This window comes from Halorubrum distributum JCM 13561 (assembly GCF_000337395.1).
Classification (GTDB): Archaea; Halobacteriota; Halobacteria; order Halobacteriales; family Haloferacaceae; genus Halorubrum; species Halorubrum distributum.
This window is the reverse complement of sequence record NZ_AOJF01000054.1, coordinates 1-23677: the sequence shown is the minus strand read 5'-3', so window position 1 is coordinate 23677 and position 23677 is coordinate 1. Positions and strand designations below refer to the sequence as shown.

Here is a 23677-nt window from a genome sequence, read left to right as displayed (position 1 = left end):
GCCCACCTCATTAGGCTTTGCTGTTCCCCACCCGACCGCCTCGCGAGCGGTCGCCGTGAACCGAACACATTCGGCTCCTTTCGGCGGCCGCGGCGCGCTTCGAAACGCGCACCGACGGCGCCGTTCGCCGCGGAGGCCCGTCCGCGGCCGTTCGCGTGACAGACGGTTATCACGATTGATACGGCGTGAGTAACAATAAATAGCGTACGGCGCTCAGGAACTATCGATGGAGGAGTCCGTCGTCGCCGACTTCGTCGGCCGCGTCCACGCGGCGAGTTTCGGAACCGACGAGCCGGTGACTGGCCGCGTCCTGCTGAGCCAGCGGCGGCTGGTCCTCGCGACGGACGACGGAAAGGAGACGGTCCCGCTCTCGCGGGTGTTCGACGTCGTCGTCGGGAGCGTGCCGGGCGACCTGCGCTCGTTCTTCAACGACAGCGTCACCGTCGCGTACGAGCAAGACGGGTCGCGCCGCGCCGCGCTCGTGGAGGGCGAGCCCGAGGACATGGACAAGTTCGTCAGGCTGCTGTTCAAGGCCCTGCTGCGGAACGTCACCGTCACGGTTCGGCACCCGGCGAAGGTCGGCGGGCGCGTCACGGACGCGAGCGACCACCGCGCCTCGGTGTCGGTGTCGCCGGGCGAGATTCGGTTCGAGAACTGCCCGGATCCGTTCACCGTCGACCTCTCCGCGGTGATCGACTACGAGCGCACCGACCGCACCGTGGGCGGGAAGAAGCGGCCGGCGCTCGTCTTCCGGCACGTCGCCGACGGCCAGACGGTCACGTCGATCGCGACCGTCCCGAACGAGCGCGCGCTCAACGTCCTCGGCCGGTACATCAAGATCGAGTACGACGAGGCCATGGAGGACCTCGAGACGTTCGACCCGACCGAAGAGCAGCTGGAGATCCTCGTCTCCATCTACTCCGCGGGCGGCGAGGCGAACATCGCCGACGTGGTCACCGGCGACGTCGCCCAGACGTCGATGATCCTCGACACGCTCCGGGAGGCCGGCCTCGTCGCCGACGGCGAGAGCGGGGCCGCGCTCACCCGCAAGGGACAGATGATCGTGAGCTCCTACCTCGAATCGGTGAACGCCTGACGACCCGACGCGGCACGATTGCGGGTCGGACCCGGGCGCGTTCGGGGCCGAACGTGACGCGTCGGCCCGGGGGAAGTTTCAAGCTCCTGTAACCGTAGGTATCTCTCATGCGAGACAGCGACCACCGCGGCGGCGAGACGCCGCTCGACGCCGTGGTCCGCGAACGGGGAATCAGCGCGCCCGACGGGGCGGGGGAGGGCGATTCGCCCGGCGGCGAGACGCCCCCGAGCGACGCCGTCGAGTCGGGACCGCGGGTCGCCCGCGTCCCGGAGGGCCACGACCACGACACGTTCTCCGTCGAGGGGATCGACACCGACCGCCGTGAGGGACTGTTGGAGGCGGTACTGCGCGACGTCGACGGCGTCAGCGACGCCTCGGCGACGCGACGCAACGGGACGGTGGGCGTCCACCACGACCCGTCGCTGTCGCGCGACGCGCTGCGCGAGACGCTCGAATCGTGCGGGCTCGTCGTCGCGCCCGGCGACGAGGCGTTCGAGGCGCGGCGCGCGTCGCAGTTCGCGTCGGCCCGCGTCGCGGTCGCGGTCCTCTTCGGCCTGATGGTCGCGACGCCGTACGTCGCGGTGCTGTACCCGACCCGCGTCGAGTGGCTGTTCTACGACCCCGTGACGGTCCAGTACCTCCAGTCGATCCTCGACTCGTCGATGACGACGCACTTCTTCGTGAACCTCGGCGCGCTCTCCGGGATCGCGTTCCTCGTCGCCTGCGGGCCGACGATCCGCCGCGCGGTCGCCGCGGCGCGCGACGGTCAGTTCACCAACGAGGCCGCGTTCGTCGGGGGCGTCGTCGCGCTGTACGGATACAGCACCCTCACCGCGTTCACGGGACTGGCGGGCGCGGTCCACTACGACATGGTCGCGTACGCGGTCGTCGCCGCCACGCTCTGGACGGAGTTCGGCGTCGCCGACACCGCGACCGATCCCGCGTCGAGCGACGAGCCCGCGAGCGCGCCCGGCGACGTCGACACCGACGAACCGGTCGCGATGACCGACGGCGGGCGCTGAGGCGATCGCGGGCCTGCGGAAACGGTTCGGGGCCCAGCGGTCGAACGCAGTTCGACGGGGCGGCGTCGGGCTGTCGGTCGCGAGAAGACGGACGCCCACGAGATCGCGTTCACCGACCGCGACCCCTCCTCGATCGTCGATGCGCTCCGGTACGGCGGGCTCGTCGTCCCCGACATCGCGGTCCTCGAGGCGGTCGCGGTCGAAGAGGACCGGTTCATTCCTTCCGCGTCGCTCGGAGAGGTGCCCGCCTTCGTCGAGGCCGCCGATGAGCTGTGCGCCGAGTAAACCGGCACTATCCGCTCGAGCTCCGGGCGCTCGACTCCGGCGACCGCGAGGTGGTGTATTTCGGGGATCTCATCCAAGACGGCCGCTTCGACGTGTTCGACGCCGGTGGGCTGGAAGCCGCGAGCGAGTCCGAGACAATCGAGTGGCGGGACGGCGACTACAGGCTGACNGACGTGTTCGACGCCGGTGGGCTGGAAGCCGCGAGCGAGTCCGAGACAATCGAGTGGCGGGACGGCGACTACAGGCTGACGCCGCCGCCCAGGAAGTAGAGGTACACCCACCAGACGTAGCCGACGGCCAGCGCGCTCGCCGTCAGTATCTCCAGGGCCGTGACGTAGGTGTTCCCGTGTGTCCTGCGGAAGTCCTGAATCAGCTCGATGCGGCGCCAGACCGGCATCAGCGGCTCCGGAATGATTTCTTCGAGGCCGCCCACGTCGGAGGTGTCGACTTGGTCTTCGGGGGCTTCCTGTTGGGAACTCATTGTTTCACCTCCTTCCCGAAGGGGTTCTTGAGACCGCGGACCATCACCTTCTCAGCGAGGAAGACGGCGGTGAAGACGACGATGCCCGCGATCTTCGCGAGCACCATCGGGTACGTCATGACGAGCACGCCGAGCACGGCGAGCGCGCTCCGGGTGAAGATCACGCGCCCGACGGACATCTCGAACGGGTAGTTCAGCCCGTAGATGATGGAGATGGCGCCCATCACGACCAAGAGACCGGTGAAGAGCGTGTTGAGGCCCGGGGACATCGAGATCAGGGCGGGGTTGTAGACGAACGCGACGGGGAGGACGAACAGCGGCGCAGCGATTTTCAGCGCCGCTCCGCAGGTCCGCCAGAAGTTCGCCTCCGCGATCCCCGCCGCGACGACGGCAGCCGTCGCCACCGGCGGCGTGATGCCCGCCAAGATGGCCGCGTAGAACATCGTGTAATGAGCGGTGATCTCCGCGACGCCGAACTCGGAGACGAACGTCGGGACGATGAGGATGGCCACGATGACGTAGGCGGCCACCGTCGGCATCCCGACGCCCATCACGATGGCGACGGCCATCCCGAGCAGCACCGCGAACAGCAGGACGCCGCCGGAGAGGTTGATCATCAACAGCGCGATCTTCGCGGGCACGCCGGTCGTCGAGAACAGGTTCACGACGCCGCTGATGACCACGAGGATGATGGCGATGGGCGCGAGGATAATGGCCCCTCGCCGGAAGCCGTGAATCGTGTTCTTGATCTGCGTGACGAACTCCGAGACCGGCGAGACGTCCGACTCGTCGACGAGCCGCTGGAGCGGCGGCATCAGAACGCCCGTGAGCATCATCGCGAACACGGTGTACATTGCCGACGTCATCACCGTGTACTGGGCGAAGCCGAGGTAGTAGATCAGGACGCCGAACGGAACGCCGAACCGGAGCGCCTCGGCTATCTTCTCGTTGCGCGAGAGCGTCTCGTCGAAGAACTCCGAGAACTCCATATCTTGGTCGCTGGAGTCGCTGATCGCGGTGTAGTGGACCGCGATGGCGATCGACGCGACCAGGATCGCCGCGGGGACCAGCCCCGCGACGACGATGTTCAGGTACGCGACGCCGAGGTACGACGCCATCACGAACGCGGACGCCCCCATGACCGGCGGGAGCACCTGTCCCGCGGTCGAGGCGACGGCTTCGATGCCGGCCGCGCGGTGGCCGGACATCCCGCTCTCCTTCATCGTTGGAATCGTGAACGACCCCGTCATGGCGGCGTTCGCAGTGTACGAGCCGTTGATGGAGCCGATGACCGCCGAGGAGAGCACGGCCGTCTGTGCCACGCCCGAGCGGATGCGTCCGGCCGCGACGATGGCGAGACGGAGAATCAGGTCGAACGCACCGTACGCGAACAGCAGCCCGGCGTACAGGAGGAACGGCGCGATCCAGGACGCGGTCAGCTGCGTCAGCGAGCCGTAGAACCCGTACAGGTCCGTGACCGTCGCCTGGAGCAGGGTCAGCTGGTTCATCCCGGCATGCCCGAGGACGCCGGGAACGGCGTCGCCGAACATCGCGTACAGCATCACGCCGATGACGAGCCCGAGGAACAGGTTCCCGAACTCGCGCCAGGTGAGGTACAGCAGCGAGATGATGATGAGCCGCGCGAGCATGTACTCGTGTTCGCTGGCGAACCCCTGACGCAGGAGGTAGACCATCTCGAAGTTCAGGAAGAAGTAGAACGACGCCGTGATGAGCACGCCGGCCGACGGTAGCAACACTAAGGCGTCTATTCGGCTGCCTTCTTCGAGCGATTCGCGGGTTTCGTTGAGGGCGTACACCGTCATGATGCCGCCGACGAACAGGACGGCGTACTTGACCGTCGACCACTGCTGGGTGGACGCCCACCAGAGGACGACCGCCCAGAACAGGACGGCCGTGAGCGTGACGCTGACGTCGAGGCCTCGTATCCATCCCGTGGGACCGGTCTGCCGTTCGGATTGTGTAGCCATGTTTGGGTATGAGTTTGTGTGTCGTAAAATATTAATATTAGTTGGAACCCGGTTCGCCGGTCGGAACTACGCCTCGGGAGGGGTTACGCCGTGTCGCCCTCTTGGAGGCTGTCGTCCCACGCGTCGTTGTCCTTGTAGTACTGAACGGCACCGGGGTGGACCGGGATGCGCTCCTGCGCGTAGCCGAGCATCCCCTCGGCGGAGTCGTAGTTGTTGAACTGCTCTTCACCGTTGTTGACGACGTCGTTGTGCTCGTGAACGACGCGGCAGAGCTCGTAGACGGCGTCCGGATTGGCCTCGGGGTTGAACGTGTAGTTGACCTCCAGGTCCCAGGTGAACACCTCGTCGGTGCCGATGTCCGTGCCCGCGATCTGCCAGTCGCTGTAGGACGTCCGGGTCGTGCCGGCGCCGGCGTACGACTCCGCGGAATCGATGAGCGCGTCCGTCGGCTCGACGTAGTGGAGGTCGACGCGGGAGGCCATCTCCTGAACGAAGCCGGTGTACCGAACGCCCGGCGCGCCGTAGGCGATGGACGCGTCGATGGTGCCCTCCTCCATCGCGCCGGGCGCGTCACCGACGCCCATGTTCTGGATGTTCATCTGGTCGTACACGTCCGCGGTCGGGTCCTGCGACCAGACGTCGAGGGTCGTCGCGCGCGTCGAATACCCCGGCTCGGCGGGGTAGACGTTCGCGCCGGCGAGGTCGTCGAACGTCTCGATGTCCGTGCCGTCGCGGGCGACGACGTAGATGCTGTACGGGAACGCGCCGAACCCGTACTGGGGAATTCGGGACACCGACTGCTCGGAGAACCGGCCGCGGTCGTCGAGCGCCTTGTTGAGGGAGTTGTTGTCGGTGATGCCGGCGTTGAACTGATTCTGCGCCATCCGATAGATGGTCCCGATGTAGCCGGGGCTCTCGATGGTCGAGTAGTCCAGCGTATCGCTCTCCTGGCTGACGGCGCGCTCGACGGCGAGCCCGACGTCTTGGGTCCCGCCGGCGGACGTGCCGACGCGGAGCGAGAGTTCCGCGCTACCGCCGTCGTCGCCGTCCGAACCGTCGGAACCGTCGGAGCCGTCCGTGCCGTCGGAGCCGTCGGAACCGTCCGAACCGTCGCCGCCGCCTCCGGAACAGCCGGCGAGTCCGGTGATGCCTACCGCGCCGGTACCGTACAGGAACTTCCGCCGATCGATCGAATTATCGGACATACTCAACAGAGTACTCCCGGTCGATCATTAACAATGTGTCTGTTTATTTCAGTTCAAACCGGAGGAATATCCATTATAATGATCGTTAGGGAACACGTCGCCGGATTGAGTTACCTGTCGCAGGCCGGCGTCGTCGGAACGAGTCGCCGGTCGCAGGCCGGTGCCGTCGGAACGAGTTACTCGTCGAGGATAACCGTCACCGGACGGTCGGCCGCGAGCAACACTGACTGCGTCGTGCTCCCGAACAGCATCTTGCCGGTCGGGCTCCGGCGCCGCCCGCTCATCGTGATGTTGTCGACGTCGAGCTCCTCGGCGACCTCGATGATCGTCTCCGCGGGGTCGCCGTGCTCGCGCCGCTTCGACGTGGCGATTCCGGCCTCCGCCAGCCGGGCCTCGATGGCGGCGACGGCCTCTGGGTAGTTCTCCTCGTCCCACACGTCTTCGGAGTCGACGCGGCCCGCCTCGCCGCTGACCTCGAACCCCTCGTAGACGTTGAGCAGCACCGCCTCGACCTCCTCGGCGGCGTTCGGAAGCGACGCTACCGCGTCCGCGGCGGCCGGCGCGTGTTCGGTCTCTCCGCCGACCGGCACCAGTACCCGGTACATACCCGTCCCTTCCCGAAATGAGGTAATAAAAGTAGCTGCGGGGGCGCCGGCCGCCTACCGCGTCACCGGCGCGCTGACGGACCCGATCGACTCGACGACCGCCCGCACCTCGTCACCGGGGTCAATCGGCGCCGCGCCGGGCGTCCCGGTGCTGAACAGGTCGCCCGGCTCCAGCGTCATCACGTCGGAGTGGAAGGAGACGATCTCCGCCGGCGGGAACAGCATGTTCCGGATCTCGTTTTCGGCCCGCACGTCCCCGTTGACCTCGGTCCGGACCGAGAGCTCGTCGAGGGCGACCGGCTCTTCCGGCACGGCGAGGGCGGCGCCGGGGACGAGGAACGTGTCGTAGCTCTTCGCCCGCGTGAGAAAGCGCGGGTTCCGCTGGAGCACGTCCTCTGCGGTCACGTCGATCACGGGGAGGAAGCCCGCGATCACGTCGTCGACGTCGCCCTCGTCGACATTCCGGCACGTCCGCCCCATCACGACCGCTAGCTCGGCCTCGGCGGTCACCCGTTCGCTCTGCGACACCGGCGGCAGCCGGATCGGCCCGCCGGGGCCCGTCAGGACCGACCGCGGCTTCATGAAGCTCGCCGGCTCGTCCGGGCGCTGCTCGTCGAGGTCGCCGGCGTGCTCCTCGTAGTTCAGGCCGATCCCCCACAGCTTCCCGAACGACTCCAGGGGCGCGCCGAACGACACGTCCGCCGCCGGGACCGGGTCGGCGGGCGCGTCGGCCGCGTCTCCGAGGTCGCCCGCGGCCGCCCGGGGGAGCGCGTCGCCGACCGTCTCCAGGTCCGGTTCGACGGCGCCGAGGGGGACGTACCCCTCCCCGTCGCCCAACAGCGGCTCCCCGGTCGCCGTGCGTGCGAGGTACTTCATCGCGAGGTGGCCCCGTTCATCTCACTCCTCCCGGTCCGTCCAGAAGTCGAACGAGCGTCCGGGCGCGAACACGTCGAGGCCGACCGCGCGCTCGTCGCCGGTGTTCTCGACCCTGTGGGGCTCGTTCGACTCCAAGAGCACGGAGTCGTTCTTCTCCAGCGTGACCTCGTCGTCCTCGGAGACGACGGTCAGCTCGCCCTCCAAGCAGAGGCACACCTGCTCGTTCTCGTGGTCGTGCATCGGGGAGCTGTGCCCCGGCGGCTTCTCGAACCACTCGAAGGAGAACCGGTCGCTGCCCGCCATCGACACGCGCCGCCAGCCCTCGTCGGGCTCGTACGTCTCCGCCTCGTCGAACGCGACCGGCTTCATAGGTTCGCTCCGGTCGATCCCCCGTCGATGGGGAGGGCGGTGCCGTTGACGTACCCCGACTTCGGCGACGAGAGGAACGCGACCGTGTTACCGAGTTCCATCGGATCGCCGATGCGTTCGAGCGGGTTCCCCGCCCAGTCGTCGAGCCCCTCCTCGTAGGAGTCGTAGTCGCCGCGCTCGACGGCGGCCTCGACGAGGTCTTTGATCCGGCTCGTCTCGTGGGGACCGGGCAGGACGGCGTTCGCGCGGACCTCGGGCGCGAACTCCTTCGAGAGCGTCTTCTCCAGCCCGATGACGCTCATCCGGACGGCGTTCGACAGCACGAGGCTGTCGATGGCCTCCTTCACGCTGCGGGAGGTGATGTTGACGATGGTGCCGCCGTCGCCCTCCTTGAGGTGGGGATACGACTCCCGCGCCAGCCGGACGACGCTCATCACGAGCAGGTCGTAGGCGTGCTGCCAGTCCTCGTCGTCCGTGTCGAGGAACGCGCCAGAGGGCGGACCGCCCGCGCTCGTCACGAGGTGGTCGATCGTGCCGAACTCGTCGACGGTCGCCTCCACCAGCGCCGCGACCTCGTCCGCGTCGGTCAGGTCCGCGGAGTGGGCGACGACGTCGCCGGTCGCGACCGCCTCGACCTCATCCTTCGCGTCCGCCAGCCGCTCCTCGTCGCGGCCGTTGATGACGACGTCGACGCCCTCCCGGGCGAGCGCCTTCGCCGATGCCTTGCCGAGTCCGCTCGATGAGGCCGTCACGAGGGCCGCGTTGCCGTCGATCTGTAGGTCCATGTCTCACCCATCCCGAGTATGGCGTGAAAACGTTTCCCTACAGGCAACCGGGCGTCTCAGCCGACGAGACGGCGGCTCCGACCCGACGACGCGGGGGCTACGCACCCGAGTCGCCGTCGGTCGCCGCCTCGAACCCCGCCGTCCCCGCGTCGAACGCCACCGCCTCGCGGTCGGTCACCACCGCGGCCTCCGGGAGGTCCTCGACCACGGCCTCGGAGACGCGGAACTCGCCGAGGTCCTGCGTGTTCCGGATCCAGACGATCCGGACCGTCTCGGGGTCATATCCGCCCAGCGCCGCCAGGGCGGTCCGGAGCGCGAACTCGTCGTCGGGCGCCACCACGGGGAGCTTCGACTTCGCGAGCGACCCGCTCGTGAGCGCGTTCGCGTACGTCTTCTTCAGGTCGAGCTGGTCGACCGCGCGCTTCCGGGTGAGGTCGGCCAGCCCGATCCCGTTGCCGTTCCCCTTCGTCGCCTCGGTCAGTCCTCGCACGTAGATGAGGTCGACGTCCGGCGTCTCGGGATCGGGTGCGTTGAGGACCCGGTAGCGACCGATCACGTTCGTGTCCATCCCGGCGCCCGAGATCTCCTTGCCGATCTCGTCGACGACGAGCAGGTCGACGTCGTCGACCGGAAGCGTCGGCATCTCGTCGTAGGCGCGCTCCAACAGCTCCGGCTCGCGGTCGAGGAACGAGCCGGCCGGCACCGCCTCCACGTGCCCGATCTCCTCCTCGAAGTTCTCGACGAGCGCGATCCCGCCGACCGTCGGGGTCTCCCGCTCGATGACGTCGAGCGCCGCCGTCAGCGTCTCGACGTACCCCTCGGCGATCGCCGTCGAGTGGAACGCCTTCGCGCCGCGCTGCTTGCCGAGCCCGACGACGGTCATCTTCGCGAGCCCGCTCTCGATCGGCCCGGTGAAGTTGGTGTGGGCCTTCACGCGGTTCACGACGAGCACGGCGTCGGCGGCGAGCGCCGCCTCCGAGAAGTAGACGGGGAGGTCGGCGTCGCCCACCGACACCGTCGCCAGCTCCGCGGCCGCCATGCGCGCGTCGATCGGCGCCCCGACCGACTCCTCCGTGATCCCGAGCGCCGCCAGCACCTCGCGCTGCCCCTCCGACGTCGCGCCGCCGTGGCTGCCCATCGCGGGCACGACGACCGGGTCGAGGCCGCGCTCGGCGAGGCGGTCGACGACCGCCGCCGCGACCTCGTCGATGCGGTCGATGCCGCGGCTGCCGACCCCGACGGCCACGGTCGCGCCGGCCGGGAGGTCGTCGAGGTCGAGCGCGTCGAGCGACTCGCGGGCCGCCCCGACGGGGTCGTCGAGCCGCTCCGTCCGCGGCTCGTAGCGCACTTTCGCGAACCCCGGGAGCGGCTGCGGATCGATGAGTCCGTCTACGTCGGATCGCTCGGGGAACTCCATGTGGGGCCCTCGCGGTGCCGATACAAAAATCGCGGGTGAGAACCTTGCCGATACAGCGGTCTACTTGTATCCGTGTGACGCCGCCCCACGCATGCAGATAACCGAAGTGGAGTCGTTCCCGATCAAGCTCCCGCTGGAGTCTCCCGTCTCCTTCTCCAACCGGACGCTCACCTACCGGGACCACGCGATCACGTACGTGCGGACGGATACCGGCCACGAGGGGGTGGGCTACTCGCTGGGGTACGAGGGGGCCGGCCTCATCGCCGACGCGGTCGAGTCGCTGCTCGAACCGCTGCTCGTCGGCGAAGACCCCCGCGACACCGAGCGCCTGTGGCACGAGATGTACGAGGGGAACGTCCAGATCGGGCGGACCGGGCTCTTCTTGCGCGCCATCTCCACCGTCGACATCGCGCTCTGGGACGTGAAGGCGAAGGCCGCGGAGATGCCGCTTCACAAGCTGCTCGGCGGCCATTCCGAGTCGGTACCGTCGTACGCCAGCGGCGGCTACTACCGCGACGAGAAGGGCCACGAGGCGCTCCGCGGCGAGATGCGGCGCTACCTCGACGAGGGCCACGACGTCGTGAAGATGAAGGTCGGACGCCTGTCGGCCGACGAGGAGGCCGAGCGCGTCGCCGCAGTGCGCGACGAGATCGGCGACGACCGGACCCTCCTGCTCGACGCCAACGGGGTCTGGGGGTCGACGACGGAAGCGCTCCGCAACTGCCGGGCGTTCGCGCCGTACGACCCGTACTTCGTCGAGGAGCCGGTGATGATCGACCGCGTCGACACGATGGCCGAGGTGAACGACGGGCTCGACTACCCCGTCGCCACCGGCGAGCTGGAGGGAACCCGACACAACTTCGCCCGGCTCGCCGACAGCGGCGCGGCGTCGATCCTCCAGCCCGACGCCACGGTCTGCGGGGGGATCACGGAGTGGCTGAAGATCGCGAACCACGCCTCGGCGTACGACGTCCCGGTCGCGCCCCACTACAACTGGAACCTCCACGCCTCCCTGCTCGGGGCCGTCGAGAACGGCCTCTGGGTGGAGTACTTCTACCGCGACATGGACGTGAAGGCGTTCGACGACGTGGTCGCCGACCCGCTGAAGCCCGGCGACGACGGGGCCATCGAACTCCCCGACCGACCCGGGCACGGCGTCCCGCTCGACGAGGACGCGCTGGAGCGGTTCAGAGACGACTGACTCGGCGATACCAGCGAAACACGAACACCACCACACATGCGCGACTACTCAGACCAGATCGACACCCGCGACCCGGACCGAGACGTACAGATCACCGGCCTCGACGCCTGCGTCGTCGAGGGGAACTTCGAGTGGAACCTGATCAAGGTGGAGACCGACGCCGGCGTCACCGGGATCGGCGAGGCGTACCGCGGCGGCGGCGTCCCGGAGCTCGTCGAGTACACGAACCGCTTCCTCGTCGGGGAGAACCCCCTCGACGTCGAGCGCCTCGTGCGCTACATCTTCCAGGAGATGTCGGGCCACGGCGGCACGACCGGGAAGGTCGTCACCGCGGCGTCCGGTATCGAGATCGCCCTGCTGGACGCCGCCGGGAAGATCCTCGGGCTCCCCGTCTACCAGCTGCTCGGCTCGAAGTACCGCGACGAGGTGCGGCTCTACTGCGACTGCCACGCCGGCGAGGCGTACGCGGTCGAGGACGGCGCGACCGCCTACGCCGACGCCGAGGCGTACTCCCCGGAGGCGTACGCCGCCGAGGCCGCCCGCGTCACCGACATGGGCTTTCCCGCGCTGAAGTTCGACCTCGACCTGCCGGCCGACAACGAGAACGACCCGTACAACGGGCGCCTGACGAACGCGGCGATCAGAGAGAAGAAGGAGATCGTCGCGGCCGTGCGCGAGGAGATCGGCTACGATATCGACCTCGCCTTCGACTGCCACTGGGACTACTCCGTCGAGAGCGCGAAGCGGCTCGCCCACGAGCTCGAGGAGTTCGACCTGATGTGGCTCGAGGACCTCGTCCCGCCCGAGAACATGGACGCCCAGAAGGAGGTGACGAGGGCGACGCGGACCCCCGTCGCGACCGGCGAGAACCGCTTCCGAGTGTTCGAGCTGTCGGACCTGATCTACGACCACGGCGTCGACATCGTCACCCCCGACCCGGCCACCGTCGGCGGCCTCACGGAGACGATGCGGATCGCGGACCGCGCTGAGGAGAACTACATGCCGGTGTCGCCGCACAACGTCTGTAGCCCGGTCGGGACGATGGCGTGCGTCCACCTCGGCGCCGCGACGCCGAACTTCGACCTGCTGGAGTACCACGCGCTGGAGGTCGACTGGTGGGACGACCTGCTGGCGCGCGACGAGCCGCTGATCGAGGACGGCCGCATCGCGGTGCCGGAGGCGCCCGGGCTCGGGATCGAACTCGACATGGACGTGGTCGAGGCGCACCTGCTCGACGGGACCGACGGCTGGGCCTGAGGCGCCGCGAGCGGTTCCCCCAGCCGACGGCGGTCCCGACTTGGGCGCCGACGCGTCCCGCCGTCTCCGTCGGCCGGCGACCCGTTTCGGCTCCGCTCGGCCGACCGGAGAAATCGGCGGTTTTGGTCGGAGAGCGGACACAACTATACTTATTTATCCTTGGGATCGCAAGCGATCGTATGCTTGATTACTTCGATATGGAGTCGACCCTGTCCGAGGAAGAGCGGCTGCTCGTCGACTCCGCCCGTTCGTTCGTCGACGGCGAGGTCCCGGACATGGGCGACCACTGGATCGAGGGCACGTTCCCCACGGAGCTCATCCCGAAGATGGGCGAGATGGGCTTTTACGCACCGAACCTCGAGGGGTACGGCCTGCCGGGCGTCAGCGAGACGGCGTACGGCCTGCTGATGCGCGAGTTGGAGGCGTGCGACTCCGGGCTCCGCTCGATGGCGAGCGTCCAGGGCGCGCTGGTGATGTACCCCATCCACGCGTTCGGCAGCGACGAGCAGAAAGAGGAGTGGCTTCCGCGGCTGGGCACCGGCGACGCGGTCGGCTGCTTCGGGCTCACGGAGCCGGAGCACGGGTCGAACCCCTCCGCGATGGAGACGATGGCCGAGCCGGACGGAGACGAGTACGTCCTGAACGGCTCGAAGACGTGGATCACGAACTCTCCGATCGCGGACGTCGCGGTCGTGTGGGCGAAGGACCACGGCGAGGAGGGGACGCCGGTCCGCGGGTTCCTCGTCGAGACCGATCGGGACGGCGTCACGACGAACAAGATCGACGAGAAGCTCAGCCTCCGGGCGTCGATCACCGGCGAGATCAGCCTCCAGAACGTCCGCGTCCCGGCCGAGAACCGCCTCCCCGGCGTCGAGGGGATGAAGGGCCCGCTGTCGTGTCTCACGCAGGCCCGCTACGGCATCGCGTGGGGCGCGGTCGGCGCCGCGCGGGACTGCTTCGAGGTGGCCCGCGAGTACGCCACCGACCGCGAGCAGTTCGGCAAGCCGATCGGCGGCTTCCAGATGCAACAGGAGAAGCTCGCGGAGATGGCGACGCAGATCACGCTCGCGCAGCTGCTCGCCCACCGGCTCGCGGACCTCAAGGAGGCCGGCGAGATGCGGCCGCAGCACGTCTCGATGGCCAAGCGCAACAACGTCCGCACCGCCCGCGATCAGTCGCGGATCGCCCGAGAGATGCTCGGCGGCAACGGGATCACGGCCGACTACTCGCCGATGCGTCACATGGCGAACATGGAGACGGTGTACACCTACGAGGGCACCCACGACATCCACACCCTGATCCTCGGCGAGGATATTACCGGGCTACAGGCGTACCAATAGCGCCGCGAACCCCGAGTGGGCGTCGACGGCTCAGAACACGCCGGCGATGAACCCGACGCCCATGACGATGAGAACCGCCGCGGAGAACGCGGGCAGGTACGGCGTGTACCGCTCGACGCGCTCGCGAGAGCGGTGATAGCCCGCGATCAGGAGCATCGTGAGTCCGACGATGCCCGCGATCACCGTGAGCGCGTAGGCGCTCATCAGTTCGAGACAGTAGTTCGACCCGGCACACAGCGCGATGATCTCGAACTCCTCCTCGTGGGCGAACCCGAGGACGAACGCGAACCACGCGATGCCGAGGAGCCCCCGGTCGGCGCTCTCGTCGAAGCCGTCGTGCGAGTGCGAGTGACCGCCGACGAACGGGAGCACGCCTTTTATCCGGGCGAGTCGTCCGCCGCCGTCGCCCGCTCCGCCGTGTGAATGGTCGTGTTCGTGCTGGTCGTCGCCCTCGTGCGGGTGCCCGTGGCCGTGCTGGTCGTCGCCCTCGTGCGGGTGCCCGTGGTCGTGGCCGTGATCGTTCGCCTCACCGGGAGCGCCGTGCGAGTGGCCGTGGAAGTACTCGCGGACGCCGAGCCCGATAAGGAGGACGCCGGCGACGAGGCTGACCGGGCCGCCGATCTGAACGCCGCCGAGCACCGTGACCGGCTCGTTGACCCGCGTGAGATCGAAGTAGCTCTTCGCGTAGAAGAACGCCGCCACCATCGCGAGGCTGCTGACGAGGTGGCCGAGCCCGATGATGGTGCTCGCCGCGAACCCGTACAGCCACTTGTTGGTCTGATCGAGCGCGTACGACGCCGCGACCGGCCAGCCGTGTCCCGGTTCGACGCCGTGGACCGCGCCGAGGAGGATGGCGCCCGCAAGCGGGCCGAACAGTTCGCTTGAGAGCATCGGTGTGCGAGCGTCGGGAACGGGTCCGCTTAGCGGTTGTTAGTACCGAACCGGGGAAAACGTAATACGGAGCCTCTTGTGTCCCCGGGTTCGAGGACGGGCTAATGAGAACGAGTTTCAACATCCCCGACGAGCTGGTCGCGGAGTTCGACCGCGTGTGGCGAGACGAGGGGATCGAGAATCGATCGCGGGCGGTGCGGGAGGCGATGCGGGAGTTCGTCGAGTCGCACTCGCGGCTCGAAGACACCACCGGCGAGGTCGTCGCGCTCGTCGGCTTCGACTACCGCCACCACGAGGTGATCCGAGAGCTCCACGGCACCCAACACGAGTACCAGGACGTGATCCTCAACACGAGCCACACCCATCAGGGCGAGTGGTGTCTCGAATCCCTGTTCTGCCGCGGGGACGCCGAGCGCGTTCGCGAACTGACGTACCGCCTCCGCGACTTCGACGCCGTGCGCCGGGTGAAGACGATGCTGATCCGCGACGGGGACGGGTAGGTCGGAGGGGCCGCGTCGATCTGGGGAGACGCTAGCGGTTCTCCCGCTGTTCGACCTTGTTCAGATGGCTGAAATCGATAAGATATTCTGTAACTTCGACGAGAAGTCCGTGGGTAATAGTGGGCAATACATATTAGCAGCGGGTCCGTACCGTTCCTCGATGAAAGTCGACGCGACGGACCTCAAAACGAACGAGACGGACGACCGGGGTCGAGTGTATCTCGGCACCGAGTACGCGAACAAGCGCGTGACCGTCGCCGTCGTCGAGGTCGAGTCCGACCGGCCGGACGACGACGAGCTGGCGGCCGCCTATCGGGAGGCCTCCGAGAGCGCGGAGGCGCTCGCCGAGGAATGGAGCGGAACGTCCGACGAAGCGTGGGAACGCCTCGATGAGTGACGGCACGGACGTGCGACGGGGCGACGTGGTAATCGTTCGGCTCGACCCCGCCGAAGGACACGAGATGAAGAAGACGCGGCCGGCAGTAGTCGTTCAAAACGATATCGGAAACCGAAACTCCAGTACGACCATCGTCGCGCCCGTCACGGGAACCTACCGCGAGTATCCGTTCGAGGTGTTCGTCGAGGCGGACGGGTCGCCGCTCGAAAACGACTCGTCAATTCGGCTCGACCAGATCCGAACCGTTTCGGCTCCGAAACGGATTCACTCGGTCGTCGGTTCGCTCGACGGACCCACGATGGCCGAGGTCGACGAGGCGTTAAAACTGAGTCTCGACCTCGACTGAGCTACCGGCTCTCGCGCTGTTCTACCTTGTTCAGGTAGCTGAAATCCACCATGGATTCTTTCGAAAACAACGTCAGGTTATGAATTCACGCTGTTAAGAACAGGATACAGCGCCTTTCATTAGACGGTGTATATAAACAAAACGTCTGTGACCTACAATCAGGATGATCGGTTAGTTAGCGCGTGTCGAATGTGCCGATCACATCGGTCGTCGAATATACCTCGACGACATCTTGCTCGTCGAAGTCATTGTCGTCGCTCCAGATGGCTGCATCGCCGGCGAGAGCACAGGCGACGTACAGCACGTCGTCGGGATCAGTCTCACCGATCGCTGCGTCGGCCTCCTCGATATACGGATAGAACTTGCTAGCGGGGACGACCTCGATATACTGAAACAGAAGGTCGACGAACTTGGCGACTCGCTCTGGATTCGTGCCGGACTTCTCGACGATCAACTCTGTGTAGTTCTCGATCTCCTCGTAGACGAACTCGGGTGTCAGGAGGTCGGGTTCGAGTGTGACGATGAGTTCACGAGTTTTCGAGTCAGCGATGAGTGCGGAGATAACGACGTTGGCATCGACGACCAGCTTCACTCGTTGAGGCTACTCCGACTCGTCTTCGACGCGCTTGCGCGCGCTCTCGTTGATTTTGTCGGCGATATCGGCAACGTCGCTCTCGGTGAGTTCACTCCCAGACGTGAGTTCGTCCATCACTTCGAGTGCCTCGATTTTTTCCTGGATGGCCTGTCGGGTAACCTCACTCCAGTTGATTTCCGGGTGTCTCTCCATTTGGTCTTTGAGGTCGTCGTCGACATTGACGGTGATACTAGGCATACAGAAAACTATGTGTACACAGTATGTTGTGTCTTTGGGTGGGAACACAGCAACAAGAACTGACCGCTAGCTTCGCGGTGTTTCTCTCACCGAGACTGGGCGAGGTACTTGAACGGAGTTGCTGGAACGTACTAAATGTAGACGAGTGTCCGGTCTTCCGGCTGCTCGTCGAGTCCAAAGATTCGGGTGGTGACACGAGAATCGACACCTCCACCACTAATATGCGGCTAGAAGACCCGAAATAGCCGTTCTATCGCCTATCGACTCTCTCTTTGTTCTACCTTGTTCAACTCGATCAGCAGCCGGAAGATCGCCTTCACGAGGTTCGCGTCCACGTCGAAGCGCTCGGCGTTCTCCCCGGCGCGCTCCATCACGCGCTCCTCCTGTCCCTCGTCGGTGGTCGGCAGGTCGCGCTCTTCTTTCACCGCCGCGACCGTGTCGGCGACGTACGTTCGGCGGGCTATCAGTTCGACTATCTCGCGGTCGATGTCTTCGATCTCGTGTCGCAGTTCGTCGAGGCTCCGGTCCTCCGCGTTGGGTGTGTCGCTCATTGGTGGGTAGTGGGTCGGTGGGTGGTGTGGCAGGGGTGGGCCGTGGTGTACTCGCTGGCGCTCACTCGACGGCCGCGCCGTCGTTCCTGGTCGTCGTTCGTCGCAGCGTTCCGGGGCGGTCGCCCCACGCGTCGGCGACCGCGTCGAGGTCGGTCTCGGGGTCGGCCGGGTCCGCGACGGCGACGACGCTCGGGCCGGTGCCCGACAGCGACACGGCGGTCGCGTGGGGCATCGCCTCCACGGCGGGGTCGGCGTCGAAGCCGAGCGCGGCCGAGAACGCCAGCCCGTTCACGGTCATCGCCTCGCCGTACCGGCCGTCGAGCGCCAGGTCGGCGACGAGGTCCGCCATCGGCGCCACGGCTTCACAGCGCGCCACGTCGGCGTCGGCGCTGTACGCGCGCTCCGGCGGCGTCCAGACGAGCACGTCCCAGTCGACCGCCTCGCGGACGCGCAGTTCGTCCGCGTCGTTGTCGGTGACGGTGACGCCCCCGAGCATCGACGCGGTCGCGTCGTCGAACGCGCCCGTGACGGTGACGCCGGCCTCGCGGGCCGCTCGCACGCCGAGCCGGCAGGCCTCCAGGCGGGTGACGTCGACCGCGGGGTCGCCCGGGTCGTCGTCGACCGCGTCGTCGCTTGCGCGGCCGCCGTCACCGACCGCGTCGTCGTTTGCGCGGCCGCCGTCACCGACCGCGTCGTCGTTTGCGCGGCCGGCGTCGCCGACCGCGAGGCCGAGCGCGTCGCAGGTCGCGAGGACGGTCGCGTTGGCGGCCGCGCTGGAGCTCTTGAGGCCGGCCGCCAGCGGCACGTCGCTGTCGGTCCGGACGCGGCCGCCCTCGCCGTCGCCCCAGCGCTCGGTCGCGAGCGCGACGCAGCGCTCGATCAGGTCGGTGTCGGCGTCGGCGTCCTCGGCTATCTCTCCGTCGACGCCGTTCGCCGCGGGGTCGAGTTCGACCGTCGCGCGCGTCTCGACGTCGATGCCGAAGGCGGCGCCCGTACCGGTCGCGAGCGCGTTCAACACCGTCCCGGCGCCGAGCGCCGCCGCCCGTCCCTCCATGGGTTCACGGCTCGCGAGCGCGGACAAAGAGGTAGCGATCACGGCGAGTCTCTCCCGGGCGGACCGGACCGCGATCGGGGCCCACCCACCGCCTCAGACCGGCTCGGCGCGCCTGACCGCCGCGTCGACCGCGTACCGGTCCGGGTCGGGCCGGACGTTGGTCCGATCGTCCGGGAACGTGATCTCGACCGTGAACCGCCGGGGCCGCGAGCCGTCGAACCGGTCGTCGCCGGTGAACCGCCTCGTGACATCCCCGTCGCCGACGGCCTCGCGGTCGCTCGTCCCCGCCGGCGTCGCGTACGCGTCGACCCGGAGCTCGACGACGCCGTACTCGAAGCGTCCGGCGTTCTGGACGGTGAGCCGAGCCCGGACCGTCGTCTGCCCGCGGTCCTCGCTCACGCTCAGGACGGAGGTTTCGGTGACGACGAGTCCCGAGCCGTCCGGCTCGACCTCGTCGGGAGTCGGTTCCCCGGCGTCGTCGCTTCCCGAGTCGTCGCCGGATCCCCCGTCGTTGCTCGACCCGTCGCCGTCCGAGTCGCTCCCGTTCGCTCCGTCGTCCGTCTGTCGAGTGTCGGAGCCCTCTTCCTCCGAGGTCACGAGACAGCCGGCCAGCAGTCCGGTGGCGCCGAGCGCGATGACTCCCCGCCGCGACGCGCGTCGGATCGGTCGGCCGGAACGATGGGTGTCGGGTCGATTCGATCCGTCTCGGTCGGAGCTCATCGCATCACCGTCCCGAGGACGCCGGTCGACGCGCCGACGGCGCCGGCGACGAACGCGGTCGCGAGCGTGGGCAGGGCGGCGTCCGCGAGCCCGTGTGCCTGCGCGGCGGCGTCGCCCTGCGAGACGACGATTACCGTGACCGCGATCAGCCCGTACGCCAGCGTGCCGAGGCCCGTCCCGAGCCCGCAGGTCGTCGCCGCGGCGACGACGCTGCGGGCGCGCGACCCGACGAGGACGCCGAGGACCCCGGCCAGCGGGACGGCGGCGACGAGGACCGTCGCGGTCACCGCGAGGTACGACTGCGCGACGAACACCGGGCCGAACCGCGCCGTCTCGCCCGTCGCGGCGGTCGCCAGCGCCGCCTCCGCCCAGCCCGTCGCGGCCGCGGCGACGATGCCGACGCCGGCGCCGACGAGGGCGAACGCCGCGGCCACGAGGCCGATCTGGTTCGCGTTCACGCGCCGGTCACCCACCCGTGCCGTAATCGGCCGTGCCAGCCGGTCCGCTCCTCCCACGCGTCGCCGGAGAAGCCGGTCGCGAGCAGGAACTCGCCCGCCCGGACGACGTAGCCGTACTGGACGCCGGCGTGCTCGTCGAAGCCGTACCGTTCGCCCTCCGCCTCGCGGTGGTAGAACCGGTGCCAGGCGGTGGGACCGTCTGCCGATTCGCCGTCCGTTTCGGAAGCGTTCCCTCCGGCGGACGCGTTCCCGCTGAAGTCGGAGCCGGCGAGGGTGGCCTCGGGGTCGATCGGCGCGCGCCCCTCTGTCGCCCCCTCGTCGAGGGCCGTCGAGAGCCGCGCCTCTGCGGTCTCGGCGTCCGGGTAGCGCTGGACGTGGACCGGGACTCCGTCGAGCTCGCGGGCCCACCCCTCGAACGCGTCCCGGCGGCGGTTCCCCAGGGGAGGGCGGTCCGCGAACGCGACGAACAGCTCCTCCGTGCGGTCTTCCGACTGCGGGATCGGGCCGAGCCGAGCGCGCAGTTCCCGCCGCCGCTCGGAGCCGAACGCGTCGCCGTAGATCCGCGGGATCCGGTCGCGGTCGACCCCGTCGCGGTCGTACGGCCGGTGCGCGAACGTCGTGAAGTCGCGGCTCGCGACGGCGAGTTCGACGAGCGTGCCTCCGGTGACGCGACCGCGTTCGGGGTCGTCCGGCGGCAGCGGCGCCAACAGCCGGCGGAACAGTCGATTGTGTATCGGGTTTCGAGAGAACGCCTCCTCGACGTAGGTGGCCGTGCCGATGCTCGCGAGACCGGTGCGCATCCGGTCGAGTTCCTCGAGGGCGCGGTCGACGTCGCCGCGGGGCGCGAACTCCCGCAGAACCTCGACGTGTCGGTCGACCCGGGCGCGGATCCGGAGGCCGGGCGAGAAGTGCGGTTCGAGGGCCTCGGCCGCGCGGTCGGCGGCGGTCTCGCCCGCGGCCGCGACCGCGTCGACCTGTTCGGACGTGATTTCCGCCTCCGCGTCGACGGTCGCGCGGACCGACCGGACGGTCGAGGCCGCGTCGGCGACCGCGTCGCGGTAGGTCGCGACCGCGTCCGGGTACTCGGTCGCGAACCACACCGCGTCGTCGACGACCGCGCGGGTCGCGTCCGCGAGCGCGGCGTTCGCGGCCGACGGGTCGCCGTCGGTCTGCTCTGGCGGGTCGTCGGGAGGGCCGTCCTCGGGCGGGTCGCCGTCGGGGTCGTCCCCGTCGCCCGGCGCGTCGGCGCCCGCGGGGGCGTCGGGATACTCGACGCCCTCGACGCCGAGACACCCGGCGGTCCCGACGATGGCGGCGCCGACGCCCAGAAGCGTCCGTCGCGTCCGTTCCATGACACGCACTCCCCGCGGCAGGAACTTAAATGTGGTACGCCGATTCTCGCGGCTGAGGGCGCCCCGTCGCGCGGCGGTCGAGTCCGGCAGCCGTCCGGTGCGCTCCGGCGCGAGGGCCGAGCGCGTCCCTTTTGAGGCCGGCACTCCGAGCGTCGCGTATGTCCGCGCCATCACGCAGCGACGTGCCGCCGACATCGATCGGCGTCGACCTCCGGGAGGAGGGCGTCGTCGTCGAGTACCTCGACGGCCGGACGACCCTCTACCGGGGCGTCCCCGAGTCCGCCGAGGGAACGGTGACCGCCGGCCCCGGCAAAGAGACCCACGTCCTCGTCACCGACCCCACCGAGACGGAGGGCGTGATGACGTACGTGAACGACTACAAGACAGACGACGAGATCCTCGAGGAGTCCGGCGTCGGCCGCGTCATCGTCGAGGACGGCGAGCGCGACGAGGTGTTCCCCGGCGTGATCGTCGGCCGCGAGGGGCAGCGCAACGAGGTCGTCGCCGACCCCGAGGTCGCCGGCGGCCGCGTGTTCGTCTTCGTGGAGGACGGCTGGACCGAGGGGAGCTACGAGATCGTCGAGGGGCCCGAGGACGGCCTCGACGCGCACCGGTGACCGCGCCGGAGTCACGGAAATGAGCCTGGCGAAACCCTGGCGCGATCTCGACCGTTCGACCGTCGGGGGCGCCCCGGACCGCTACGCGCTCTACGAACTCGGCGACGCGGACGGGGACACGGTCGGCTTCGGCACGGGCGTCCTCCGCGACGAACTGAAGGAGGCGCTCGCGTACGGCGACGCCGCGAAGGTGCGCTGGGAACTGGCCGACTCGCCCGACCACGCCGAGCGGCTGCTCGCGGACCACGTCGAGGAGTGACGGGTTCGCCCGTCTCGGCCCCACCCCTCCCGAGCGCGCGGGAACGACCGACAGACGAAAGGCCCGCGACCGCCGAGGGAGCGACATGAGCGACGAGGCCGACGGCGACGAGGCCGCGACAGACGGCGGCGACGAGGTGCTCCGCGCCAGCGACATCGGCGGCGAGGGGCCGCCGATCGAGGAGAAGCCCTACAAGATCGTCTTCGAGGCGAACAAGTGCTTCGGGGCGGGGAAGTGCGCCGAGGTCGCGGACAACTGGGTGATGGACGTCGTGAGCGGGATGGCGAAGCCCGAGGCGTACTACATCGGCGAGGACGATCTGGAGGAGAACGTCCGCGCGGCCGAGGCCTGTCCCGCGAAGAAGGAGGCCGGCGTGATCCACGTCGTCGACCGCCGGACGGACGAGGAGATCGCGCCGGACCCGCACGGCGACGGGACGCTTTCCGTCGACTGGTAGGGATTTCCGAAAGGGGTTTCACCCCGCCGCCGGTAGCCGAATCCGCGCGGGGGTGGCTGAGCCTGGCCAAAAGCGGCGGACTTAAGATCCGCTCCTGTAGAGGTTCGAGGGTTCGAATCCCTTCCCCCGCATGCTGTCGCGAACAATACGTGAGCGACAGCACCGAGCACAGAAGGGATTCGAACCAGGGAACGGAGCGAGCGGAGCGAGCGAACGGGAGCGACTGAGGTTCGAATCCCTTCCCCCGCACTCCTGCGGCGAGCAGTCCGCGAGCGACGACGATTGTTTATAAATAGACCGCGGTGCGGTCGGCGCGTGCCTCCGAGTGGCCGCCGAAGGCGGCCGCGAGGAGCNGGGAGCCCGACGGACGCGCCCGACGAGGCTGGGGAGGCGTGAGGTGCCGTGCGGAGCGGGGCGGGAATCAAAGGGGCAGTCGCGACTGGGGCTTTGGAGGTGTTCGCGGTCGATCTTCGCTCGATTATTTATAAGCAGACCGCTGAGTCCCTATCGGTGTTCGCCGTCGATCCGTACCCGGCCGTTTATAACTGAACGATCCGCACGATAGCGATGCCCGCGGTCGGGCTACGGTGAGTTGGTTATAAATAAGCGATAGAGGCGTTAGTGGCGTTCACTGTCGATCGGCGGTCTGTCGTTTATAAATAGCGCCCGAGTCGGCGGCGGCGGTCGCCGCGGCCCCGATACCGCGTTCAACAACAGAACATGAACGGGTAGACCAAGGCGACGCGGTCCCCCTCCTCCAGCTTCGTGTCGAAGCCGTTCTCGTTCTCGTTGAAGTGGCCGTTGACGAGGATCCGGGCGTACGCGATGGTCTGCTCGCCGACGGGGTTCTTCGACCACGTGCCCGGCAGCTCCTCCGGCGTCGGCGCCCAGCCGCTGTGGGTCGCGTCGGACTCCGACTCCGCGATCAGCATGTCCTGGAGCTGCGGGTACTCCTCGAACAGCTCGTCTAAGAACGCGCGGAGCGTGTCGCCCTCGAAGGTGTACTCGAACTCGTACACGTCCAGCTCCGTGCGCACGTGGCCGGTACACCGCACGGTGACGGTCGTCTCCGTATCGGTCGCGGTCGCGTCCGCCTCTGCTCCGCCGGTCTCCGCCTCGGGCGGGTCGGTCATCTCGCCGGTTTGGGCCATGTGCGAGCGTACGCGGCCGTGCCGGGTAAGCCGGGTTACGAACATGTTCGCGGGAGGACGGACTGGAGGCGAGCGGAATCTGCCGGTCGCGGTCGGTACCGCGCGAAGCGCATCCGGGGGTCCGCTAACTGTCTCTTATACACATCTCTGAGCGGGCTGGCAAGG

At 68.3% G+C, this 23677-nt stretch carries 28 protein-coding genes and 1 tRNA gene; 12 read left to right on the top strand and 17 right to left on the bottom strand.

Annotated elements, in window-relative coordinates; all coding sequences use genetic code 11:
- The first annotated feature begins 226 nt into the window (after window positions 1-226).
- Together C470_RS12525 and C470_RS12520 are read left to right on the top strand one after the other, a co-directional pair.
- Window positions 227-1096 carry a CheF family chemotaxis protein gene (locus tag C470_RS12525; RefSeq protein ID WP_004596711.1) on the top strand — a complete coding sequence of 290 codons (870 nt, stop codon included), beginning with the start codon at window positions 227-229 and terminating at the stop codon, window positions 1094-1096.
- 107 nt (window positions 1097-1203) lie between these two features.
- On the top strand, window positions 1204-2118 hold the full coding sequence (locus C470_RS12520) for a hypothetical protein (RefSeq protein ID WP_008367682.1): 915 nt from the start codon (window positions 1204-1206) through the stop codon (window positions 2116-2118).
- A gap of 523 nt (window positions 2119-2641) precedes the next feature.
- Here the strand turns inward: C470_RS12520 and C470_RS12510 are convergent.
- The 8 genes from C470_RS12510 to C470_RS12475 form a co-directional block, all read right to left on the bottom strand.
- Window positions 2642-2884 carry a hypothetical protein gene (locus C470_RS12510; RefSeq protein WP_008367678.1) on the bottom strand — a complete coding sequence of 81 codons (243 nt, stop codon included), beginning with the start codon at window positions 2882-2884 and terminating at the stop codon, window positions 2642-2644.
- Window positions 2881-4872 carry a TRAP transporter permease gene (locus C470_RS12505; protein WP_008367677.1) on the bottom strand — a complete coding sequence of 664 codons (1992 nt, stop codon included), beginning with the start codon at window positions 4870-4872 and terminating at the stop codon, window positions 2881-2883. The genes C470_RS12510 and C470_RS12505 overlap by 4 nt, the downstream gene beginning before the upstream one ends.
- 83 nt (window positions 4873-4955) lie before the next feature.
- Window positions 4956-6077 (bottom strand): TAXI family TRAP transporter solute-binding subunit, encoded by a 1122-nt coding sequence (locus tag C470_RS12500; protein ID WP_008367676.1) that lies wholly within the window; start codon window positions 6075-6077, stop codon window positions 4956-4958.
- A gap of 176 nt (window positions 6078-6253) precedes the next feature.
- Window positions 6254-6682 (bottom strand): universal stress protein, encoded by a 429-nt coding sequence (locus C470_RS12495; protein WP_008367675.1) that lies wholly within the window; start codon window positions 6680-6682, stop codon window positions 6254-6256.
- A gap of 54 nt (window positions 6683-6736) precedes the next feature.
- The gene (locus C470_RS12490) at window positions 6737-7558 is read right to left on the bottom strand and encodes a fumarylacetoacetate hydrolase family protein (RefSeq protein WP_008367674.1); all 822 of its coding nucleotides are present in this window, start codon (window positions 7556-7558) and stop codon (window positions 6737-6739) included.
- 21 nt (window positions 7559-7579) lie between these two features.
- Window positions 7580-7927: a cupin domain-containing protein gene (locus tag C470_RS12485; RefSeq protein ID WP_004596715.1), complete on the bottom strand. Its 348-nt coding sequence runs from the start codon at window positions 7925-7927 to the stop codon at window positions 7580-7582.
- Window positions 7924-8712, bottom strand: a complete 789-nt coding sequence (locus C470_RS12480; protein ID WP_007996705.1) for an SDR family oxidoreductase — start codon at window positions 8710-8712, stop codon at window positions 7924-7926. The genes C470_RS12485 and C470_RS12480 overlap by 4 nt, the downstream gene beginning before the upstream one ends.
- Window positions 8713-8809: 97 nt before the next feature.
- On the bottom strand, window positions 8810-10129 hold the full coding sequence (locus C470_RS12475) for a DUF362 domain-containing protein (protein WP_008367673.1): 1320 nt from the start codon (window positions 10127-10129) through the stop codon (window positions 8810-8812).
- Between the two features lie 91 nt (window positions 10130-10220).
- Here C470_RS12475 and C470_RS12470 point away from each other — a divergent pair, with 91 nt between their 5' ends.
- The 3 genes from C470_RS12470 (at window position 10221) to C470_RS12460 (ending at window position 13927) form a co-directional block, all read left to right on the top strand.
- Window positions 10221-11330: a mandelate racemase/muconate lactonizing enzyme family protein gene (locus C470_RS12470; protein ID WP_008367671.1), complete on the top strand. Its 1110-nt coding sequence runs from the start codon at window positions 10221-10223 to the stop codon at window positions 11328-11330.
- A 36-nt stretch (window positions 11331-11366) separates the two neighbouring features.
- A complete protein-coding gene (locus C470_RS12465; RefSeq protein WP_008367669.1) occupies window positions 11367-12587 on the top strand; it encodes a mandelate racemase/muconate lactonizing enzyme family protein in 1221 nt (406 codons plus the stop codon).
- A 179-nt stretch (window positions 12588-12766) separates the two neighbouring features.
- The gene (locus tag C470_RS12460; protein ID WP_007345179.1) at window positions 12767-13927 is read left to right on the top strand and encodes an acyl-CoA dehydrogenase family protein; all 1161 of its coding nucleotides are present in this window, start codon (window positions 12767-12769) and stop codon (window positions 13925-13927) included.
- A 30-nt stretch (window positions 13928-13957) separates the two neighbouring features.
- On the opposite strand, the gene C470_RS12455 is transcribed toward C470_RS12460, so the two are convergent.
- Window positions 13958-14818: a hypothetical protein gene (locus C470_RS12455; RefSeq protein ID WP_007996702.1), complete on the bottom strand. Its 861-nt coding sequence runs from the start codon at window positions 14816-14818 to the stop codon at window positions 13958-13960.
- A gap of 104 nt (window positions 14819-14922) precedes the next feature.
- On the opposite strand from C470_RS12455, the gene C470_RS12450 reads away from it, so the two are divergent.
- The 3 genes from C470_RS12450 (at window position 14923) to C470_RS12440 (ending at window position 16061) form a co-directional block, all read left to right on the top strand.
- Entirely contained in the window at window positions 14923-15318 is a 396-nt protein-coding gene (locus tag C470_RS12450; RefSeq protein ID WP_004596724.1) for a CopG family ribbon-helix-helix protein, read from the top strand.
- A gap of 160 nt (window positions 15319-15478) precedes the next feature.
- Window positions 15479-15715 (top strand): hypothetical protein, encoded by a 237-nt coding sequence (locus tag C470_RS12445; protein WP_004596726.1) that lies wholly within the window; start codon window positions 15479-15481, stop codon window positions 15713-15715.
- Window positions 15708-16061: a type II toxin-antitoxin system PemK/MazF family toxin gene (locus C470_RS12440; protein ID WP_007345182.1), complete on the top strand. Its 354-nt coding sequence runs from the start codon at window positions 15708-15710 to the stop codon at window positions 16059-16061. The genes C470_RS12445 and C470_RS12440 overlap by 8 nt, the downstream gene beginning before the upstream one ends.
- A gap of 175 nt (window positions 16062-16236) precedes the next feature.
- Here C470_RS12440 and C470_RS12435 read toward each other — a convergent pair whose 3' ends face one another.
- The 7 genes from C470_RS12435 to C470_RS12405 form a co-directional block, all read right to left on the bottom strand.
- Window positions 16237-16653: a PIN domain-containing protein gene (locus C470_RS12435; protein WP_008367665.1), complete on the bottom strand. Its 417-nt coding sequence runs from the start codon at window positions 16651-16653 to the stop codon at window positions 16237-16239.
- Window positions 16654-16662: 9 nt separating this feature from the next.
- Window positions 16663-16893 carry a hypothetical protein gene (locus tag C470_RS12430; RefSeq protein WP_049897956.1) on the bottom strand — a complete coding sequence of 77 codons (231 nt, stop codon included), beginning with the start codon at window positions 16891-16893 and terminating at the stop codon, window positions 16663-16665.
- Window positions 16894-17150: 257 nt separating this feature from the next.
- Entirely contained in the window at window positions 17151-17444 is a 294-nt protein-coding gene (locus C470_RS12425; protein WP_004596730.1) for a chorismate mutase, read from the bottom strand.
- A 61-nt stretch (window positions 17445-17505) separates the two neighbouring features.
- A complete protein-coding gene (locus C470_RS12420; RefSeq protein ID WP_008367655.1) occupies window positions 17506-18498 on the bottom strand; it encodes a shikimate kinase in 993 nt (330 codons plus the stop codon).
- A 93-nt stretch (window positions 18499-18591) separates the two neighbouring features.
- Window positions 18592-19218, bottom strand: coding sequence for a hypothetical protein (locus C470_RS12415; RefSeq protein ID WP_008367653.1), 627 nt, complete (start codon window positions 19216-19218; stop codon window positions 18592-18594).
- The gene (locus tag C470_RS12410) at window positions 19215-19676 is read right to left on the bottom strand and encodes a hypothetical protein (RefSeq protein WP_004599565.1); all 462 of its coding nucleotides are present in this window, start codon (window positions 19674-19676) and stop codon (window positions 19215-19217) included. The genes C470_RS12415 and C470_RS12410 overlap by 4 nt, the downstream gene beginning before the upstream one ends.
- Window positions 19673-21028 (bottom strand): hypothetical protein, encoded by a 1356-nt coding sequence (locus C470_RS12405; protein ID WP_008367651.1) that lies wholly within the window; start codon window positions 21026-21028, stop codon window positions 19673-19675. Before C470_RS12405 ends, C470_RS12410 begins: the two co-directional genes overlap by 4 nt.
- A 158-nt stretch (window positions 21029-21186) precedes the next feature.
- On the opposite strand from C470_RS12405, the gene C470_RS12400 reads away from it, so the two are divergent.
- The 4 genes from C470_RS12400 (at window position 21187) to C470_RS12385 (ending at window position 22492) form a co-directional block, all read left to right on the top strand.
- Window positions 21187-21645, top strand: a complete 459-nt coding sequence (locus tag C470_RS12400; RefSeq protein ID WP_007345187.1) for a DUF5796 family protein — start codon at window positions 21187-21189, stop codon at window positions 21643-21645.
- A 19-nt stretch (window positions 21646-21664) separates the two neighbouring features.
- Window positions 21665-21904 (top strand): DUF7508 domain-containing protein, encoded by a 240-nt coding sequence (locus tag C470_RS12395; RefSeq protein ID WP_004596742.1) that lies wholly within the window; start codon window positions 21665-21667, stop codon window positions 21902-21904.
- A gap of 85 nt (window positions 21905-21989) precedes the next feature.
- Window positions 21990-22361 (top strand): ferredoxin, encoded by a 372-nt coding sequence (locus C470_RS12390; RefSeq protein ID WP_004596745.1) that lies wholly within the window; start codon window positions 21990-21992, stop codon window positions 22359-22361.
- Window positions 22362-22407: 46 nt separating this feature from the next.
- Window positions 22408-22492: transfer RNA gene (locus C470_RS12385), tRNA-Leu, on the top strand.
- Window positions 22493-23068: 576 nt separating this feature from the next.
- On the opposite strand, the gene C470_RS12380 is transcribed toward C470_RS12385, so the two are convergent.
- Window positions 23069-23512 (bottom strand): MoaD/ThiS family protein, encoded by a 444-nt coding sequence (locus tag C470_RS12380; protein ID WP_008367650.1) that lies wholly within the window; start codon window positions 23510-23512, stop codon window positions 23069-23071.
- Window positions 23513-23677: the final 165 nt, after the last annotated feature.

Bases quoted from the DNA above. Each gene is read 5' to 3' on its own strand.
- C470_RS12525 (WP_004596711.1), top strand. From the start codon at position 227: ATGGAGGAGTCCGTCGTCGCCGACTTCGTCGGCCGCGTCCACGCGGCG.
- C470_RS12520 (WP_008367682.1), top strand. From the start codon at position 1,204: ATGCGAGACAGCGACCACCGCGGCGGCGAGACGCCGCTCGACGCCGTG.
- C470_RS12510 (WP_008367678.1), bottom strand. From the start codon at position 2,884: ATGAGTTCCCAACAGGAAGCCCCCGAAGACCAAGTCGACACCTCCGAC.
- C470_RS12505 (WP_008367677.1), bottom strand. From the start codon at position 4,872: ATGGCTACACAATCCGAACGGCAGACCGGTCCCACGGGATGGATACGA.
- C470_RS12500 (WP_008367676.1), bottom strand. From the start codon at position 6,077: ATGTCCGATAATTCGATCGATCGGCGGAAGTTCCTGTACGGTACCGGC.
- C470_RS12495 (WP_008367675.1), bottom strand. From the start codon at position 6,682: ATGTACCGGGTACTGGTGCCGGTCGGCGGAGAGACCGAACACGCGCCG.
- C470_RS12490 (WP_008367674.1), bottom strand. From the start codon at position 7,558: ATGAAGTACCTCGCACGCACGGCGACCGGGGAGCCGCTGTTGGGCGAC.
- C470_RS12485 (WP_004596715.1), bottom strand. From the start codon at position 7,927: ATGAAGCCGGTCGCGTTCGACGAGGCGGAGACGTACGAGCCCGACGAG.
- C470_RS12480 (WP_007996705.1), bottom strand. From the start codon at position 8,712: ATGGACCTACAGATCGACGGCAACGCGGCCCTCGTGACGGCCTCATCG.
- C470_RS12475 (WP_008367673.1), bottom strand. From the start codon at position 10,129: ATGGAGTTCCCCGAGCGATCCGACGTAGACGGACTCATCGATCCGCAG.
- C470_RS12470 (WP_008367671.1), top strand. From the start codon at position 10,221: ATGCAGATAACCGAAGTGGAGTCGTTCCCGATCAAGCTCCCGCTGGAG.
- C470_RS12465 (WP_008367669.1), top strand. From the start codon at position 11,367: ATGCGCGACTACTCAGACCAGATCGACACCCGCGACCCGGACCGAGAC.
- C470_RS12460 (WP_007345179.1), top strand. From the start codon at position 12,767: ATGCTTGATTACTTCGATATGGAGTCGACCCTGTCCGAGGAAGAGCGG.
- C470_RS12455 (WP_007996702.1), bottom strand. From the start codon at position 14,818: ATGCTCTCAAGCGAACTGTTCGGCCCGCTTGCGGGCGCCATCCTCCTC.
- C470_RS12450 (WP_004596724.1), top strand. From the start codon at position 14,923: ATGAGAACGAGTTTCAACATCCCCGACGAGCTGGTCGCGGAGTTCGAC.
- C470_RS12445 (WP_004596726.1), top strand. From the start codon at position 15,479: ATGAAAGTCGACGCGACGGACCTCAAAACGAACGAGACGGACGACCGG.
- C470_RS12440 (WP_007345182.1), top strand. From the start codon at position 15,708: ATGAGTGACGGCACGGACGTGCGACGGGGCGACGTGGTAATCGTTCGG.
- C470_RS12430 (WP_049897956.1), bottom strand. From the start codon at position 16,893: ATGCCTAGTATCACCGTCAATGTCGACGACGACCTCAAAGACCAAATG.
- C470_RS12425 (WP_004596730.1), bottom strand. From the start codon at position 17,444: ATGAGCGACACACCCAACGCGGAGGACCGGAGCCTCGACGAACTGCGA.
- C470_RS12420 (WP_008367655.1), bottom strand. From the start codon at position 18,498: ATGGAGGGACGGGCGGCGGCGCTCGGCGCCGGGACGGTGTTGAACGCG.
- C470_RS12415 (WP_008367653.1), bottom strand. From the start codon at position 19,218: ATGAGCTCCGACCGAGACGGATCGAATCGACCCGACACCCATCGTTCC.
- C470_RS12405 (WP_008367651.1), bottom strand. From the start codon at position 21,028: ATGGAACGGACGCGACGGACGCTTCTGGGCGTCGGCGCCGCCATCGTC.
- C470_RS12400 (WP_007345187.1), top strand. From the start codon at position 21,187: ATGTCCGCGCCATCACGCAGCGACGTGCCGCCGACATCGATCGGCGTC.
- C470_RS12395 (WP_004596742.1), top strand. From the start codon at position 21,665: ATGAGCCTGGCGAAACCCTGGCGCGATCTCGACCGTTCGACCGTCGGG.
- C470_RS12390 (WP_004596745.1), top strand. From the start codon at position 21,990: ATGAGCGACGAGGCCGACGGCGACGAGGCCGCGACAGACGGCGGCGAC.
- C470_RS12380 (WP_008367650.1), bottom strand. From the start codon at position 23,512: ATGGCCCAAACCGGCGAGATGACCGACCCGCCCGAGGCGGAGACCGGC.